The following is a 17,625-nucleotide window of genomic DNA, read 5'->3' as shown; positions in this document are numbered from 1 at the left end:
TTCGCTAAGTTAACGGTCTGCGACCTGAGTTAACGGCCGGGAGCCTGAGTTGACGCCTTCCTCCACCATCTCCCTCTCAGTTAATTAGTGCTAATCCGTGGATAACTATTTTATCTTTAAAAAAATGACTACCACAGATAAAACAGATCATTTATTTTCGTCCCTAGTACCTTGCCCCATTCACAATTCACAATTCACAATCATCCCTTCTGCTCTCCTCGATTTCCCGCCACGTAGCTTTTCTTGTTCTGCAGCTCACCTAGTGAGTGATCTGCAGGGAGCCTGCGAACGATCTTGCAGCGTAGCGATCTTTAAACTTCACTCTATGCCTTCCCGTCTACTCAGTGTCTTAATACTTTTCTTTATAATTCAAAATTAAAAATTATTTCTCCCATATCTGTCCTATCTGCTCGATCCGTGGTTCCCCCCTTCTCTTCTTTTCTCATTCAAAATTCAAAATCATCCCCAACCTCCTGCCTGCTCGATCCCTGGTTCACCTCTTCTCATTCAAAATTATCCCAACTTCTGCCCCCTTTTCACCCTTAAAACAAAGAAAACTTAACTTTTTTTAAAAAAAAGATATTTAGCCCCTTGCGCTGAGCCTTTTTTTTTCCTAGAATGGAAATGTCCTAAATAATCCAAAACATAAAAAGGAAAAAACAAAATGAAAAAATTCACTCTTATCGAACTCCTCGTTGTTGTTGCCATCATCGGTATTCTTGCAGCCATGATCCTTCCAGCTCTTGGTACTGCACGTGATAAAGCACAGCAAAAAACTTGTACTAACAACCTCAAGCAAATTGGTACAGCTATGATCATGTACTTCTCAGATGGTTCAGAAACCAACATTCCAACTTTCACCACATATTTCCAAGAGAGCGCAACTGCTGGCTCACCAGGCTTACTTTGGGAGCTTGAATATGGTGCTCTATCTTGTAACGCTAAGCGTAATACAGCCCAAGCTGCAACAGCTAAAATCTATTCCATCTGCACAGATGTTAGCGCGAACACTTTTGCCGCTGTAGAAGACCCTCAAACTCGTATTGCAACAGACGCATCTGCGAACGGCACTTCAGATTACCATAAATCTGGCGGTAAAGCAAATGTACTTGCTGGTGATGGCCACGTGGAAGCTGCTACTGATCGCATCGGTCAACTTGCTGGCGAACTCTAATTCTAAACTAATTTAGAACTTAAGTTTTAAAAAGCTTGTCTCTTCGGAGGCAGGCTTTTTTTATCTTCGGACTAACCTCTTCCTCTGAGCACTACTTATTGAAATTCAGGGGTAATCAGCGGAAATAAGTGGTTCCAATCTGACATCTCAGAAAGCTTTATTGAGACTAAACCCATAAATTATCACTTATGAAAGCGGTGATCAATGCGTAAAGCAGCCTTCAATACTAAATCAATAGGGTTTATTAATTTTTAATTAATAAGATGAGGAGACCATTGACAATGGCCTACATCTTTAGTAAAATCAACCTATGAAAAATATAAAATTTACACTTATAGAACTCCTTGTAGTCGTTGCTATTATTGGCATCCTAGCCTCCATGATTTTACCTAATTTGGCAAAAGCTCGTGATAAAGCTAAACAAACAAACTGTAAGAGTAACATCAGGAATCTAGGCAATTCTTTCCGCATCTATTTTTCTGATAGCCCTGATGACGTTATGCCTTTTGTTAACGCCAAAACAGAAATTAATTCAAGTCACTTATGGACCACCACCATCGGGTTTGAGAATCAATTTTTATCTTGCCCAGCAAGTAAAGAAGGCAACGACTCTGATAGTTTCCATAATATAACTACTGGAAACAATTGGCAATGGGGAGATATTTTAACAGATGACAACACAATCTTAATCGAAGATGCTGATGTTCATAAATTTGGTAAAGAAGTTAACAAGCTCTACCCAGATGGTCATGTTGAATCTGGTGAAGCTAGCCCATAAGTTTGCACAGCATGAATTGTTGTATAATAGCTGTAACTAATATTTCATATGATATACAAAGTCCTTTATCAAAGTAACATTTTTTTCAGAAAATAAACTCCTCCTACTGTAGTACTAAATTGCGTATTGCGATATTGATCAATTATTAGAAAGGGGACTATTAAGCATCCTGTATTCCTAGGTGTTTTACATGAAAATATCTTATATCTATCTAGATCTTGTATTTATATACCTTATCATACTAGCAGAGCAACAATAAGGCTTCTATAATAGCATATTCTTATGTCGATCATTAATCTCTGCTAGGTAAAATCTTTCATGAAGACTGCTATCATCCTTCCATGTTACAATGAAGAAGTCGCTATTGTTCAAGTTATACAGGACTTTCAAAAACAGCTTCCACATGCAACAATTTATGTTATAGACAATAACTCTAGTGATAAGACCGCCGAATTATCGCATCACGCAGGGGCTCAAGTTATTTTTGAAAAAAATAAGGGAAAAGGTAATGCTGTCCGTCGCGCCTTTGCTGAAATTGAAAGCGACATATACGTCATGGCTGACGGTGACGGGACTTATGAAAGCTCTGCTGTAAATAAAATGATCGACCACTTACTTAAGGATCAACTTGACATGGTTGTTGGTATACGTATGAGCCAAGGACAGTCAGCATACCGAATAGGACACCAATTTGGCAACAAATTATTTAACAGTATTGTCAGAAATATTTTTGGTAATGGTTTCAAAGACATATTTTCAGGTTACCGAGTCATGTCACGCCGCTTTGTCAAAACTTTCCCTGCTATTTCTAAAGAATTTGAAATTGAAACTGAGCTGTCCGTCCACTCACTTCAATTACGTCTACCAACTCAAGAAATTGAAACTAAATATGGTGCAAGACCCGAAGGATCGCATTCTAAGCTAAATACTTACACAGATGCATGTAAAATCCTCTTGAAAATCATTCAATTTACTCGAATTCATCGTCCATTATTTTTTTATGGAAGTTTTAGTCTACTTTTAAGTATAGTTTCAATCATTTTAGGTATACCAATTATCATAGATTTTCTACAAACAGGCTTGGTCCCAAGACTCCCTACTGCCGTTCTTGCAAGTGGCTTGATGATCATATCCTTCATTTTCTTGGTCTGTGGCTTAATTCTCGATGCTGTTAAAGAAGCTGCTGGAGAAAATAAACGATTAAAATACCTTGAGCATAAAGCTTTAAATATCCACATAGAATGATCATACGACAATTTAGCAAATTCATTATTGTTGGTGCTATTGGTTTTTTGATTGATGCAACTATCCTACAAATTTTCCTTAAGTTTCTAGGCCCATATTATGCTAGACTACTTTCTTTTTTTATTGCTGTCTTAGGTACATGGAGTTTGAACCGCTTATACGTCTTTAAAAAGAAAAAAAATACCCGAAATGAAGCCTGTGCTTATCTCTCTGTACAGAGCACTGGTTTTGTCATCAATTTGGCTATATATTCATTCTTTATCTACAAGGAATTACTTCCATTTTTTGCACTCGCCATTGCATCAGCCTCGGCCTTAATCTGGAACTTTCTAGGAGCTAAATATCTTGTTTTTAAGGAAGGAAAATGAAAGATAAACTAAGCTTTAAACCCATGATATACAGCAGTTTATTTCTCAATATTATTTATATTTACTTAATTCCTGGCACTAACATATGCTTTGAACCTGACACTCCGGGATATCTTAATTTTCATGCGATACGCTCGAGCGGCTACCCCATATTTCTGAACTTCCTGCAATTATTCAGTGAAAACTATAAATTCTATGCGGCTGTACAAATCCTTTTAAGTACATTCGCCTCCCTCTATTTGAGCCATGAAGTATTCCAATGGACAAAAAGCTTAAAGTGGTCTTGGCTTATTTGGACATGTTTCATACTCAATCCCATTATGTATTTGATGAATATTAAAATCTTAACGGAGAGTTTATACATCACTTTATCTATTATTATCATTAGTGGATCGATGAAATATGTTCGGCGTGGCTATGCTTGGCCATATTTAGCACTAATATCCTCTTGTGTAGCATTATCTATAAGCGTTCGTCCTGCAGGGTATTTTTACATAATTAGCATAATTATTTTAGTTTTACTATATCAACCAAAGATCAAGCTCTTATCTTATGAAAAAGTATTAGCACTAACTGTACCAGTTCTTCTGATATTATTCACGAGCTCGATAATTTATAAGTCCTATCACCATAAAAAACTAAGTCTCCTGCCTGCCCACCTATTTGGACGCGGCTTAACTTTAATGCAAGAGAGTGATATTGTGACACTGCCTCCAACACTTAAAGACAAAGCTCCTGTAATAATCGAATTAAATAATAAAATTAACGCTTTAGATGGATTTAACATTCGCCACCTTGCTCGAACTCGGACTGAAGTAATGTACCAACACCAAATCAACCATAAACTCAATGATGAACAACGCTTCAAAGTTGGCAAAGAACTTATAAGAAACCATAAAATGGCATATTGTAAAATAACAGCTTTACATTTCTTTCACCTGTGGACAGGTTTTGAAGTCTTTTCCATTAATGAATCAAACTCTTTTTGGGAACAAAGTAAAAATTGGAAAAAGCCCGATTTTATTGATCAATATCGCTGGAATGATACTTTAGTAAAAAAACGGCGAACTTTTCCATTATCTTTCTTGCGTTGGTCACTATTAGTTTTACTCATTTCAGTTTTAATTGCTCCGCTATTAGCTTTTTTTCAAATCCTAAAAAAAACCGGTAAAAAGAACAATTACTTTCTCCTTGCCGGCTTTTTTTCATCCTGCTGTATTGGTCACAGTATAATTATATCTATGATTGGTATAGCTACACTGCGATACACTTTAATTCTTACCCCCTTTCTCATTATAAATCTTTTTTGCCTCATTTATCCTCTAGTTACTAAAACAAATAATTACCTTTCCACTGACCACAGTGACAAGACTAATAAAGAAAATAACAATGAACTATGATCAGCACGACTTTCACAATGTTCATCCATAAGCCTCTCAACGCTTGAAATATTAAAGTACTCTTTGATAAATGGACTGTTTAGTAGCACCTCATGCATAGGCTCCCGCCACTCAGAACGTAACCAACGGGCAACCGGCATGCCGAACCCCATTTTGGTGCGATAAAAGATATCGCGTGGAAGCCAATCTACGAAGGTATCACAAAGGATGCGTTTACGTACACCGCCCCCTTGCTTGAAATGAAAGGGGATCGCCCGTGAAAATTCAAGTATTTCCGGGTCTAAAAAGGGACTGCGAACTTCCAGTGAATTTGCCATAGAAGCGCGATCGACTTTGACGAGGATATCGTCGGCCATATATGTCTTGCAATCCAGTTCCATGAGCCTATGTGCCAATAAGCCATCGCCGCGAAAATAGCGACTCAGAACAGCCTCCGACGAATCAATCACTGATCCCACGGGGGCTTTTAGCAGGTCGTTTTTAAGATCTGGCGAGCAACGAGAAATTAATCTACGATACTGACCCAAACCAGAATAAGGAGCTAAGTCACAAAGGCGATGTAGCTTTCCACTGACGGTGCGCTCTTCAAGTCTTGGTGGTAAAAACTTCTTCAAGAGACTCGCCCCAAACTTCCTCAACCCTGGAGGCAACGCATTTAAGCGCCGCAAACTATGCATGCGCTGATAGGTTTGATAACCACCAAAGAGTTCATCGGCCCCATCTCCACTCAAACATACGGTCACCTGTTCACGAGCGAAAGCACAAAGTAAATATGTAGGAATCATAGAGACATCAGCAAAGGGTTCTTCGAATTCTCGAACAATTTTTGCAAATTGATCAAAGCTATCTGCTTTAACTTCAAGAAAATGGTGATCGGTATTGAGGTGTTTTGAAACTTTTAAGGCATAATCCCGTTCATCAAATTTCTTTTCAGGGAACCCAATTGAAAAAGTTTTAATTTTACGTCCCTCATGTGCTGCCGCAGCCGCGACCAAACTTGAATCTACCCCACCGGACAAAAATACCCCCAGTGGTACATCGGCCACTAAACGGCGCTCTACTGAACGGCTAAAAAGTTGTCTCATCTCATCACAGGCTTCCTCATAAGAACCTGAATAGGTCTCATTCAGTGTGTAATCCCAATATGTACCAAAGCATAATTCTTCCTTAGCCCAGCGCATCCACTGACCAGCGGGGAGTTTTTTTATTCCCTTATAGATGGAATCGGGTTGGGGTACATAGGCAAACTCAAGAAAATGACTTAGGCTGGTGTCATCAAGTGAATCATCAACCCAGGACAAGCATTTCAATGCGCGCGGTCCGGACGCAAAGGCGAATTTATTACCTGCTCGAGCGTAAAATAAAGGTTTTTGGCCCATGCGATCTCGTGCCATAAAAATCTCTCCCGAGTCAAGGTGAACAATTGCGAATGCAAACATTCCATTGAGCTCCTTTACACATTCAGCACCTTTTTCTTCATATAGATGGAGAATCACTTCTGAATCACTCGAAGTTGAGAAACTGTGACCGCCTTGCTGGAGTTCCTGACGTATACGCTCGAAATCATAGATCTCTCCATTGCATACCAATGCCAAACTACGGTCTTCATTATAGATAGGCTGGGCACCGCCCTCTAAATCGATGATCGATAAACGGGTGTGAACCAGACCGACGGGGGCTTCATGATGAAAGCCGCGTCCATCAGGACCGCGGTGAAGTATAGCCTCGGCCATCGCCTCCAGCTGTTGCGGGTCTACACCTGAGGCAGAGTACATGCCGGCAATTCCGCACATAACTAAACTAAGTCCTCATAATGCTTGAGGTAGGCATCGGCTATCCCCTGCCAGGAGCGTTGCTTGACCCAGAAATTTGCTTTCTTCTGCAGATCGCCAAGTGAGTTTTTATTCTCAATTATCGAAATCAGCGCCTGCCTCCAATTCTCTGCAAAATTCGGCCTGACCAGCATGAACGGGTCGCTTTCCTCATAACCCGAATTCTCTGAGGCCAACACCGGTACCCCGGCCGCCATGCACTCCAAAACGACATTCGCCTGTCCTTCCCAGCGAGATGGCAGCGCCATCACATCTGCCTTAGCCAAGTGCTGAGTAACTTCATTTCGTTGTAAGCCCGGCAACCAGGTGACTTTTCCCTCTAAAGAGTATTTCGCAATTAACTCTTTTAACTGCGCTTCGTGCTCAGGATCGGGATTATCACCGATAAAAGTCCAATGCCATTTTAATGAGTGAGGCAGCTGCCCGAGGGCCTCGAGTAAGATATCGAGTCCTTTTTGCTCTACTTTTCGGGCGATGCAAATACCGCGCAGTAGGTTGTCTGAAAACCTCTGAGCTGAACGAGCTTGATCGTAATCCACCAAACTTATTCCATTGCCGATATAAAAGCATTTTTGGGGATCGAAGAGAAGTTCCTGCACGGCGAAATTGCGAATCGCAGGCGAGACACAGAAAACACGATTGATGCGCTGCTGCAGGCGGCGATCGAGCACTTTATGCGACTCGCGCGGCTCGAGTACACGGATCCCGCAACAGAGGGGGATTTTTGCCGGCACCATGAGACGCGAAATAAAATTCGCGTGAAAGAGCCAGGAGTGGACCAGATCAGGCTGAAACTGACGAATCAATTTCTTCAAGCCAAACATTTTTACCAGACTCGTTAGTGAGTTCACCTCGAGGCAATAAACTGGTATTTGCGCCTGGCGCAATTTCTCCGCCACCGCGCCATCGCCGCCAAAGAGGCAGGCCACCTGAAGCTCATGGCCGCACTTTTTGAGTTCACAAGCGGTCTGAAAGAGGGAATTTTCAGCCCCTCCCTCATAGAGCTCTGTAATTAAATAAAAGATTTTCATTTAAACGCAACAAACCTTAACTCTGTGGAAATACCTAATAATCTAAATACAAACTGGATTAAAGACATTATTCCCCGACTCTCGGACCTACCAAAATCTCTAAGGCAAACTATTTTACTAAAACCTGAATTTTGTAAAACCTGCCTTATATGCTTTTTAGTGAAAAATTGTAAATGTGTTTCATCACCATAACACATATCTTCTTTCTCTAAACCTTCTAAAAAAACTTTATAAGACTTCCTATTTGGAACAGTAACAAATAACATTCCATTAGGTTTTAGTGAGTTGTATATATCATCACATAAACTTTGTGGATTCTCTACGTGTTCTAAGCACTGAAGTAAGGTAATTACATCGTATAATTGATCATCTCCTTTTAAATCATTCGAATGTGCTCCCTTAAAAATAAGTGATGGCATTCTCCTTTTAAGAGATTCAATCGCATCGTTAGATTGCTCAAGAGCAAAAAGCTGAGTTTTAGGTGACTGCTTACTAAAAGACATCAAAAACCCACCTGTTCCACAGCCTATATCAAGGAGAGATGTAATGTCTTTCGCAAAGGCTTTCACAACGGAAATTACTAAGCCTTTAAATGTGCGTTCTTTATCATTAATCCATTGTTCAATTCGCGGGTCTGTACTAGAGCTGTAATATCGTTTTTTATAATGTTCTTTTAATGCCTTACTAGAGTATGAATTGGTATAGACAAATTCGCAGGCCTGGCATTTTACTATTACACGATGATCCAAAACCTTAAAATCTTGATAGGTGGAACATTCACATAAAGGGCATAAGCGTGTCATTTTTCACCATCCAATTCAAACTCTTTCTGGGTTAAAAATTCAATAACTGCACCTTTACTTATCAAAACCTGAAAACGATCAAAGAAAGCATGCGCAAAGGAATAACCGTAGCCAATAAATGGAGTTCTTAAATAAGTAGTATCAAAGCCTGGGAGAGCCCCCATTAAATATTGAAATGTTGTGGGAGAGAAAAAATTTAAATGCTCAAAATAAGCTGTGGCACCATTATATTTCTTTCCTAGTAAACGCTTAATTTGTGAAGCCAATGACTCCAATTCATTGGGAACTTCAACACATAGATACCCACCGGGCTTTACATAAGAAGCGAGGGCGATTAAAAAAGCTTTTGGGTCCGATACATGCTCAAGCACATGATGACAATGAACCAAATCAAAGCTGGCGCGGCTATGACCAGGTAAATCTGCAGTGCAAATATCGACAGGGAAAATTCGTTCATCCGTCGATTGACCATTCAATTCCGTCCCGCAGGCCTGCCAGCCATTATCATTGGCAAATTGAATAAGTTGTCCTGAACCACACCCCACATCTAACAAGCGTGGTTCAGGCCCATATAATTTGGCTATATTTTTTACCCGCTTCATCATGCGCTCATTTATCGTATCTGTCCCTGCCGTGTAATCTCCGTAAACTAAACCCAACTTATTCATATCCACATCTTTACTCGATTGATTAGGCAATTGAACACGAAAGGCAAATCCACAGCTCTTACAAGACTTAAGCTCATGCTCACCTTCAGTAGAAAGGAATGAGTTTAAAACTATAATCGCAGTTTCGACCTCCGAACCACAAAGAGGACAGTCGATTGTATTTTCATTCACGATATATCACTTCATTACACAGCTTCAAATATTCGGCTTGGATATGCTCAATGGCAAATTTAGTACGCGCATAATCAGATATTTTTTGGCTGTAGTTCTCATCATCCTTCTTTTTCATGGCGGCATTTATTGCATTCAAATATTCAAGCTCATCGTAAGATTCAACGATATATCCATACTCTCCCTTTTGAAGGATCTCAGGGATCACAGCATTACAATTTGTCGTCACTACTGGAGTCCCCGTGGCTATCGTCTCTATGAGGACATTCCCAAAGGTTTCATAATAGGCACAGTGGAGAAGCAGATCAGCATGACGCATATAAGCTGCTAAATCATTTTTCCACCCCAGCAAATGGACAGTCTCATCCAGATTCAACTCACTTATTAAGTCCTCCAAAACGGGACGATTTTCACCTTCCCCAAGAAAGAATAGCTGGACTTCAGGGTAAGTTTCTTTAATTTTTGGAAAAAGTCTAATGAGAAACTCTTGATTCTTTTGGCAAACATCAAGGCGCCCAATATTGATAAATCGCATTGGGGCTTTCATGAAAATCTCTTCTAGAGTAAGCCCTAGTTCTGTCTCGCCAACTCTATTAAATACTTCTTTATCAATACCATTGTAGATAACATCAAAATCTCTCTTTATGTTAAATTCACTGCTCAAATAACTTTCCATCGAATGCGAGAGAAGAACTACACGGCTGGCTCTTTTATACACATAAGAAATTAACAACTTCATAAGGTATTGCTTATTGTTCGCCATTTGATTATTATCAAAAAACTCTTTGCAAAGCGTTTGTTCTGTACAACAGAATTTGCATTGAGATCCCGCTAAACGCCAGGCTATATATGAGGTCACATTATTTAGGTCTATAAAAGAAAAGACGAGATCAAAAGATCTTTCTTTCAAAACCTTCCTGAGAATAAAAATCCTATTAAAAAAGCGTTTGATTTTAAATAAAATTGAATGCTCAGCAGAAATATCTCCTTTCAAATCTATGATTTCAACCTCTGAAGGAATCTCATAATTAATTCTCGCTTCATGCAAGATCAAGCTTATTTGAAAACGCTTCACTAACACAGGTAATAATAAGGACACGGCTCGTTCACAGCCTCCTCCCTGCATTGAAGGTAAAACTACTGCTATTTTTTTCATGTTTCGTCAATTTCCTGCATCATGATCGTAAAATAATTCTCAACACTATGGTACTTCCTATAGGCCTCAGCTTTTATAGCTAGCCTATTCTCAAGTGCTTCATAGTTCTCGATTAATTTACAAGTTGCTTGTGCAATTCCTATTGCACTATATTCATTGAATGATTCACCTTCTCCGAATTCATGCAACTGAGCTTCTAGCCAGGTGTTTGCAGGGACAACAATAGCCTTTGCAGAAGCAATCGCTTCGCAACAAATACCCGACGTGCCACTTTTATATTGATTACCAACATAGGGTAAGAGAACGATATCCGCTCGCGCTAAAAGATCTTCATAAGCTTCACTAGAAAGAGCCTTATCATGAATGCTTACTTGGGAAATTGACTCTAATTTATCCACTTCTTTTCTAATCGGACAATTTGCCCCCCCCGAGAAATTACCTGCTTGAATTTCAAAGCCTATATTTTGTTTGCTATTCTTTAGTATATAACTAATGGCATCAGATAATAAACAAAAACCTTTTTCTAAGCGAGCATTACCCAAATAAACAATATTCAGGGAATTAAGATCTCGTCGTGGTGATTCAGACCAATGCGTATGTGGTATTGGTAAAACTCTTAGGGATAAATTAGTGATCAATTCATATTCAGCTTTTAAGAAGTAACTATCCGTAAAAAGATACACATTTTTGTCGAGACCGAATTGAGAAATCATCTTCAGAGCTTTTTTATAATAGCGAGTCGTAGGATTGAATTTGTCCCCGTCTTTAAGAGCAAAGTGAAAAACCACTACCACCTTTGGACGCTTTTCATACTTAATTCCTATCAGCCAATGGCAGATAGCTTTTACGGTATTATGGACTGCTGTTGGAAAAATTATTAATGTGTCCGAATCAACTTCATTTTGTTGACTTAATTCTTCGAGTTCAATTGCTGTTTGTTTGGCAAGTGTATGATACTTATAAAAGCGACGTAACTTTCGAGGAATGGAATCGGGTAGAGTGGGATCGAACCAGAACCTCTCACTAAAATGAGGTCGAGCTCCCACTTGATTTTGAATCTCTGCGCTTACATTTTTATTGGCCAAAACCTCTACGCATGAAGAACGACGTAAATACTCCCATAAAGCATTAGTATACTCAAAAAAATGGCCTGAAAAATTTTCTAGACTATTTTCTGCGATTATAATATTGTTAATCTTCATATATTATATTCGAACCACGAGATTCAAAGTTAAAGGATACCATTTGCAAATCTTGGCAAGCTTGCTTCACACTTTCTTCTTTACCTTCAGGTACATACATGAGTAAAAAACCCCCTCCTCCGGCACCGAGCAATTTACCACCTAGAGCACCTGCCTGACAAGCCTTGTCATAATACTCGTCAATCAGAAGATTAGTGATTTTTGAAGAACATTGCTTTTTGAGTACCCACCCTTGATGGAGTAATGACCCAAATTCATCAAGATTTCTATTTTCATCTTCAAGAATTCCTAAGCCTTTATCCACTAAAGTCATCATTTCTTGTAAAACATCATCCATTTCTTTTTCTTGAGTTCGTTTGATCTGTTCATCTAAAACATCATCTGCATAACGCTGAATACCCGTATAAAACATCAATAAACGCGAGTTCAACTTAGCTTTTCTTTGCTCCGTCATTTGGACTACTTGAACTTCACAAGTTCCATCTTTATTAAACACAGTTTTATTAAACCCACCAAATGCCGCTGCACATTGATCCTGATTACCGACTCGTTCACCAATTAATTCCTGCTCAACATGAATAGATTTCATCGCCAAAGTCACAGCGTCGCGAGGATCTTGCTTCATCGTATAAAGTGCATTGAGTAGACCGACGGTGAAACTAGATGAAGATCCTAGCCCTGTACGCGCAGGAAGGTCACTCATAATATGAATTTCTAACCCTTGATCCATACCTAGATATTTTAAACATTCACGAACTGCAGGATGTTCTAAGTCATCAATATCAATAACTTTTTCAACATTACCATAATGAACACCAAGCTTATGTTCGAAAAACCTCGTTAAAGTATTCACCGTCACATACACATATTTATCAATAGTAGTTGACAATGTCGCGCCACCATGACGCTTGAAATAAGGTGGATAATCAGTTCCTCCACCAAGAAAACTGATACGTAAAGGGGTTTGTGAAATAATCATGAATCAGCCATATTATTAAAGATTGTGTCTTTATGATCAATGAACCAATCAATGGTCATATTTAGCCCATCTCGTAATGAAGTTCTTTGAAAATCTGGAATGGTCTCATCTAATTTTCTTGTATCCAGAAACTTAGATTTTGCACCAACATATTTACTTGTATCAAATTGGATATCATCAAAATCGTAACCAACCTTATCACAAATTAATGATGCAAACTCACGTATACTATGCTCCGCACCAGCTCCAATGTTAATGAGTTGATTGTCACACTGATTCATCAATTGGCACATCGCACGAATGTAGTCTCCCACATATACTAACTCGCGTTTTTGATGGCCATCTCCCCACAGCGTCACTGTTTCGCCATAGAGTTTTCCACGAATGATTTTTCGAATTAAATCGAAAATAAAATGCATTTGTCGACCATCTGTGTGATATCCAGGCCCATATAACGTTGAAGGAACAAAGCACATATACCTCAAGCCATATTGTTTATTTAAGGCTTTAAGTCCACTGTAGAGCATGCGCTTTGTCATCGCATAAGTATATAAACTATCAATCGGCTCTCCAGCCATATAATATTTTTCTTCAAGAGGAAAGTCAGGGGAATAAGCGCAACTCGTACCCATACAAGTTAAACGAGCTTGTGGTTGTGCTCCTTGCCACCAAGCCAAAATATTAGTATTGATTCTCTGGTTTATTAACCATTGCTCTCCTGGGTGATATAAGCAAAAATCACCTGCCTGTGTCCATGCCGCTAAATGAATGATTTCATCATATGTTGTTTCTGAAAATTTATCGAGTCTCTGCTCGTGACTTAAATCACAATCTTTTGAACCAACTGCAGTAATTTCATGTCCCTTAGTTCGTAAGGCGGCGACTAAATGCTGTCCTAAATACCCCGTTGCTCCAGTGATAAAGTATTTCATTATAATTCCTCAGGATCAACAGGAAAGAAAAACTCGATCCCCTGATCAATAAGATTTTGATTATTTTTAAGGATTTCTTTCTTAAAGTTCCACGCTAAGACATAATAAACATCTGGGTGAACTAAGTGTTCATCTTCCATAACAATGGGGATATGCATCCCCGGCGAATAAAGCCCATCTCGAAGTTTATTTTTTTCAGTTAGGCAATCAAGTAAATCCGTGTTAACACCAAAAAAGTTCAGCATTGTATTACCTTTTACCGGGGCGCCAAGACCAAAGATTTTCTTCCCTTCCGCTTTACGACTTCTTAAGAAAGCTAAGTTTTCCTGTTTCATCGCCTGAATGCGACGATTAAAATCTTTATACGTTTTAATAGAATTAAAATCACATTCTTCTTCTTCTTGAACCATAGCTTGATAACGCTCTGTCTTTGGGCGATTTGATTCCGTATGAGACACAAAAGCCATTACTGAGCCTCCATGAATAGGCGCTAAATAAGCATCAAAAATATCGAGCCCATGGCGATTAAGTAAAGTTTTTAGAGTTTTAAGGCTATAATACAAAAGATGCTCATGATAGATTTGATCAAAGGCACAATTCTCTACAATTGATTTCATGTAGAGAAATTGTACTATGAGCACACCGTCCTCATTAAGATTAAATTTTACTGCTTTAACAACTGAGTGTAACTCTTCTAAGTGAAAGAAAACTCCAGAGGCATTGATGATATCAAATTTTTTACCCATCTCTTTCGCTGTCTCTAGATTATAAAAAGCATTTATCGTCTTGAGACCTCGCTCATTCGCAATCGTGGCGGTCCCCACAGAGCTTTCGACCCCGAGGATATCGAAACCGAGTTTTTTATAATGTTGTAACTGTGTTCCATCATTTGAACCGATATCAAGCACTGATTTCTCATCTTTATTCTCACAAAAACGATCATTAGCTTCAATCGCCATTTTCTTGAAATGATCACTCAATGACTTGGTGATTCCCGAAAGGTATGTGTGGTCGCCAAACATGACCTCTTTAGGGACTGTATAATCCAGCTGAGCCGTTGTACACTGATGGCAATAAACCACATTTAAAGGGTAGGAAGGTTCTTTGCCCACTTGTTCAGGAGTCAAAAAATCATTACACCAAGGTTGAATACCCAAATCAATAACGGGTTCCATATTGACAGAATCACACACTCGACACTTGAAACTCATAAAGCCTCCAATTGATTACATAATCTTTTGATTTTAGTTTAATAACTATATAGATCTTTATTCATTGATAATAACTCATAAACCATTGAAAAAACTTTCTAACACCATCATTCAAACTAGTTTGAGGTTTAAATTTTATTATCTTTTCTAAATGCGATGTGTCTGCATAAGTGCGATAGACATCACCAGCCTGCATATCTAAAAATTCTTTTTTAGCCTCATACCCAAAGCATTGTTCAAGTTCATTAATAAAATCTAATAATTTTGTTGGCGCACCCCGCCCTACATTAAATACTTCATATCCTGCAGGGGCATTATTCATTAATTTAATTACACATTCGACAACATCATCGATGTAAGTAAAGTCTCTACTCAAATCACCATTATTAAACACCTTTATACTCTTATGTTCTTTCATGGCATTAGCAAAAATCATCATAGCCATATCAGGTCGCCCCATGGGTCCATAAACTGTAAAAAAACGCATCGCCGTACATTTTAGTTTATATAAATTTACGTATGATGCCGCCATAAGTTCATTAGCTTTTTTAGTCGCAGCATAATATGAAACAGGGTTGTCTAACTTGGCCTTTGTAGAAAAAGGTACTTTACAATCATTTCCATAAACGGAAGAGCTTGAAGCAAAAAGTAAATGATCAACTTTATAATTTCGACAACACTCTAAAATATTAGCGAAACCAAGTAAATTAGATTCAGTATAAACCTTCGGGTTCTCAATGGAATATCTAACACCTGCTTGTGCTGCCAAATGTATTACTTTGGAAAAATTATATGATTGAAAAACCAGCTCTAATTGTTGGTCATCAGCTATATCAAGCTTAAAAAAATCAAAATTATCATGGTCCGCCAGCATTTCTAATCGGTGCTTTTTAAGATCCACAGAGTAATAATCATTCAAGTTATCAACTCCAACAACTTGATGCCCTTGATCTAAAAGGCGTTTTGCTACAAAAGACCCTATGAACCCAGCTACCCCTGTAACTAAAAAAACAGACATAATATCAAACTAATCTCGTAAATTATTAAAAAATTGACCTGCTCTATCATATGATTCCGGTGTGCCAATATCTATAAAAGGCCCAGAGGTTTTAAAGGCATGTAAGTTACTCATATTAGGAAATACCTCTTTCTCTAAAGAGATATTAACCTCTTGTGGCAAGGATTCGATTGTCGTTTTATTTAGTAAATAAATCCCTGCATTGATAAAACCAACTCCACTTCCCTGCCCCTTTTCCTCAAATGATTTCACTCTATCACATGTGCTTAGTTCAACAAAACCATAACGCGATACATCTTCAACTTCAGTAATAACCAAAGAATCAACCCTACCTCTTAAATGGTAAGACTCAAGAAATTTATTATAGTCAAGACTACAAAAAGAATCGCCATTCATAACTAAAACAGTTTCACTTTTAAAATAAGGTAAAGCTAAGCGGATAGCTCCACCTGTTCCCATAGGCTTACCTTCATGGCAATACTCAATACTAATACCTTTTAAACTCACACCTAAATCTTTAATTAAATCCGCCATGTAGCCCGTCGATATCACAAAGTGCCGGAAACCAAAACCGTATAGATAAGTTAAAAGATGTTCTAGGAAAGGCTTACCATCTACATCAGCCATAACTTTAGGTCGATCAGAAACGACAGACCTTAAGCGTGTCCCTAAACCTCCTGCAAGAATGAGAACTGAGGGTTTTACAGGATCAGACATTGCCATACTGATTATTTTTAATGATTCTATAAGCCTTTAATAGCTCCTCAATACCATCATCCAAGGAATAAACTGGCTTCCACCCTGTCGATTCTATTCTTTCATTACTAACAATGTAATCACGTTTATCAGGATCCTGCCCGATTTCAGATTCTAAATAAACAAAATCAGGGACATATTTTTGGATCTTCTCGCAAAGCTCTCTCTTTGAAAGATTCGCATCAGATAGCCCCACATTATAGGGGAGTCCTTTCATCGATTCATAGTTCTCTATTCCATGTAAGAAAACTCTTGCAACGTCACGTATATGTATATAATTGCGTTTAAAGTCAGCCTCGAACAGAATAACCGCTTTGTCATTTACTGCACGATAAACAAAGTCATTAACTAAAAGGTCGGTTCTCATTCGTGCGCCAGCACCAAACACCGTTGCCAAGCGAAAACTTATAGCATTTCCTTTTTCAAGCACGGATGCTTCCGCCTCAACTTTTGTCGTTCCGTATAAAGAGATTGGTCTCAAGGGAGACTCTTCCGTACAGAACTTACCTTTTTCACCAATACCATATCCAGAGTTAGTTATAGGTAATAATAATTTCTGATCTTTCGATCTTAATTTATTAACCATGATGACTGCATCACGATTTAAGCTTTCTGTAGTCCAAGGATCCTGCTTACAAAGGGGGGCTCCAACTAATGCTGCCAGGGGAATGATAATATCATGATCTTTAAGCAATTCACTAATCAACCGCTCATCACGCGCATCCCCACGTACAAAGTTAAAGTTGGGGTTAATACACACATTCATCAATGAATTTTGCCTATATTGTAAGTTGTCTAAGACCGTAACGGCATAACCCTGCTCTAAAAAATACGGTACCATAATCGAACCCAAGTACCCTGCTCCGCCGGTAATTAATACTCTCTTCATAACATCCCTTAT

17 protein-coding genes are annotated in these 17,625 nt (G+C 38.7%); 5 read left to right on the top strand and 12 right to left on the bottom strand.

Annotated elements, in window-relative coordinates; all coding sequences use genetic code 11:
• The first annotated feature begins 664 nt into the window (after window positions 1-664).
• The 5 genes from PQO01_RS21550 to PQO01_RS12375 all read left to right on the top strand — a co-directional run bounded on the left by PQO01_RS21550 (window position 665) and on the right by PQO01_RS12375 (window position 4,965).
• Window positions 665-1,174, top strand: a complete 510-nt coding sequence (locus PQO01_RS21550) for a type II secretion system protein (RefSeq protein ID WP_337994453.1) — start codon at window positions 665-667, stop codon at window positions 1,172-1,174.
• A gap of 310 nt (window positions 1,175-1,484) precedes the next feature.
• Window positions 1,485-1,952: a type II secretion system protein gene (locus PQO01_RS12385; protein WP_274314346.1), complete on the top strand. Its 468-nt coding sequence runs from the start codon at window positions 1,485-1,487 to the stop codon at window positions 1,950-1,952.
• Window positions 1,953-2,270: 318 nt separating this feature from the next.
• Window positions 2,271-3,197: a glycosyltransferase gene (locus tag PQO01_RS12380; RefSeq protein ID WP_274314345.1), complete on the top strand. Its 927-nt coding sequence runs from the start codon at window positions 2,271-2,273 to the stop codon at window positions 3,195-3,197.
• Complete coding sequence (locus PQO01_RS21655) at window positions 3,194-3,565, top strand: GtrA family protein (protein ID WP_420792920.1); 372 nt, start codon at window positions 3,194-3,196, stop codon at window positions 3,563-3,565. The genes PQO01_RS12380 and PQO01_RS21655 overlap by 4 nt, the downstream gene beginning before the upstream one ends.
• A gap of 329 nt (window positions 3,566-3,894) precedes the next feature.
• The gene (locus PQO01_RS12375) at window positions 3,895-4,965 is read left to right on the top strand and encodes a hypothetical protein (RefSeq protein ID WP_274314344.1); all 1,071 of its coding nucleotides are present in this window, start codon (window positions 3,895-3,897) and stop codon (window positions 4,963-4,965) included.
• On the opposite strand, the gene asnB is transcribed toward PQO01_RS12375, so the two are convergent.
• The 12 genes from asnB to PQO01_RS12315 all read right to left on the bottom strand — a co-directional run bounded on the left by asnB (window position 4,908) and on the right by PQO01_RS12315 (window position 17,613).
• Window positions 4,908-6,758 (bottom strand): asparagine synthase (glutamine-hydrolyzing), encoded by a 1,851-nt coding sequence (asnB, locus tag PQO01_RS12370; protein WP_274314343.1) that lies wholly within the window; start codon window positions 6,756-6,758, stop codon window positions 4,908-4,910. The genes PQO01_RS12375 and asnB overlap by 58 nt on opposite strands.
• 2 nt (window positions 6,759-6,760) lie before the next feature.
• A complete protein-coding gene (locus tag PQO01_RS12365; RefSeq protein WP_274314342.1) occupies window positions 6,761-7,828 on the bottom strand; it encodes a glycosyltransferase in 1,068 nt (355 codons plus the stop codon).
• On the bottom strand, window positions 7,825-8,631 hold the full coding sequence (locus PQO01_RS12360; RefSeq protein ID WP_274314341.1) for a class I SAM-dependent methyltransferase: 807 nt from the start codon (window positions 8,629-8,631) through the stop codon (window positions 7,825-7,827). Before PQO01_RS12360 ends, PQO01_RS12365 begins: the two co-directional genes overlap by 4 nt.
• Window positions 8,628-9,470 carry a class I SAM-dependent methyltransferase gene (locus PQO01_RS12355; RefSeq protein WP_274314340.1) on the bottom strand — a complete coding sequence of 281 codons (843 nt, stop codon included), beginning with the start codon at window positions 9,468-9,470 and terminating at the stop codon, window positions 8,628-8,630. Before PQO01_RS12355 ends, PQO01_RS12360 begins: the two co-directional genes overlap by 4 nt.
• Window positions 9,463-10,626, bottom strand: coding sequence for a glycosyltransferase (locus PQO01_RS12350; RefSeq protein WP_274314339.1), 1,164 nt, complete (start codon window positions 10,624-10,626; stop codon window positions 9,463-9,465). Before PQO01_RS12350 ends, PQO01_RS12355 begins: the two co-directional genes overlap by 8 nt.
• Entirely contained in the window at window positions 10,623-11,828 is a 1,206-nt protein-coding gene (locus PQO01_RS12345) for a glycosyltransferase family protein (protein ID WP_274314338.1), read from the bottom strand. The genes PQO01_RS12350 and PQO01_RS12345 overlap by 4 nt, the downstream gene beginning before the upstream one ends.
• On the bottom strand, window positions 11,818-12,807 hold the full coding sequence (locus PQO01_RS12340; RefSeq protein ID WP_274314337.1) for a GHMP family kinase ATP-binding protein: 990 nt from the start codon (window positions 12,805-12,807) through the stop codon (window positions 11,818-11,820). The genes PQO01_RS12345 and PQO01_RS12340 overlap by 11 nt, the downstream gene beginning before the upstream one ends.
• Window positions 12,804-13,739, bottom strand: coding sequence for an NAD-dependent epimerase/dehydratase family protein (locus PQO01_RS12335; protein ID WP_274314336.1), 936 nt, complete (start codon window positions 13,737-13,739; stop codon window positions 12,804-12,806). The genes PQO01_RS12340 and PQO01_RS12335 overlap by 4 nt, the downstream gene beginning before the upstream one ends.
• The gene (locus PQO01_RS12330; RefSeq protein WP_274314335.1) at window positions 13,739-14,950 is read right to left on the bottom strand and encodes a class I SAM-dependent methyltransferase; all 1,212 of its coding nucleotides are present in this window, start codon (window positions 14,948-14,950) and stop codon (window positions 13,739-13,741) included. Before PQO01_RS12330 ends, PQO01_RS12335 begins: the two co-directional genes overlap by 1 nt.
• A 61-nt stretch (window positions 14,951-15,011) precedes the next feature.
• Window positions 15,012-15,968 carry an NAD-dependent epimerase/dehydratase family protein gene (locus tag PQO01_RS12325; RefSeq protein WP_274314334.1) on the bottom strand — a complete coding sequence of 319 codons (957 nt, stop codon included), beginning with the start codon at window positions 15,966-15,968 and terminating at the stop codon, window positions 15,012-15,014.
• A gap of 9 nt (window positions 15,969-15,977) precedes the next feature.
• Complete coding sequence (locus PQO01_RS12320) at window positions 15,978-16,685, bottom strand: nucleotidyltransferase family protein (RefSeq protein WP_274314333.1); 708 nt, start codon at window positions 16,683-16,685, stop codon at window positions 15,978-15,980.
• Window positions 16,678-17,613 carry an NAD-dependent epimerase/dehydratase family protein gene (locus PQO01_RS12315; protein ID WP_274314332.1) on the bottom strand — a complete coding sequence of 312 codons (936 nt, stop codon included), beginning with the start codon at window positions 17,611-17,613 and terminating at the stop codon, window positions 16,678-16,680. The genes PQO01_RS12320 and PQO01_RS12315 overlap by 8 nt, the downstream gene beginning before the upstream one ends.
• Between the last annotated feature and the right edge of the window lie 12 nt (window positions 17,614-17,625).

This window comes from Lentisphaera marina (assembly GCF_028745505.1).
GTDB classification, from domain to species: Bacteria; Verrucomicrobiota; Lentisphaeria; order Lentisphaerales; family Lentisphaeraceae; genus Lentisphaera; species Lentisphaera marina.
Note: the sequence above shows the minus strand (reverse complement) of the source record. Positions and strands in the feature narration are given on the sequence as shown.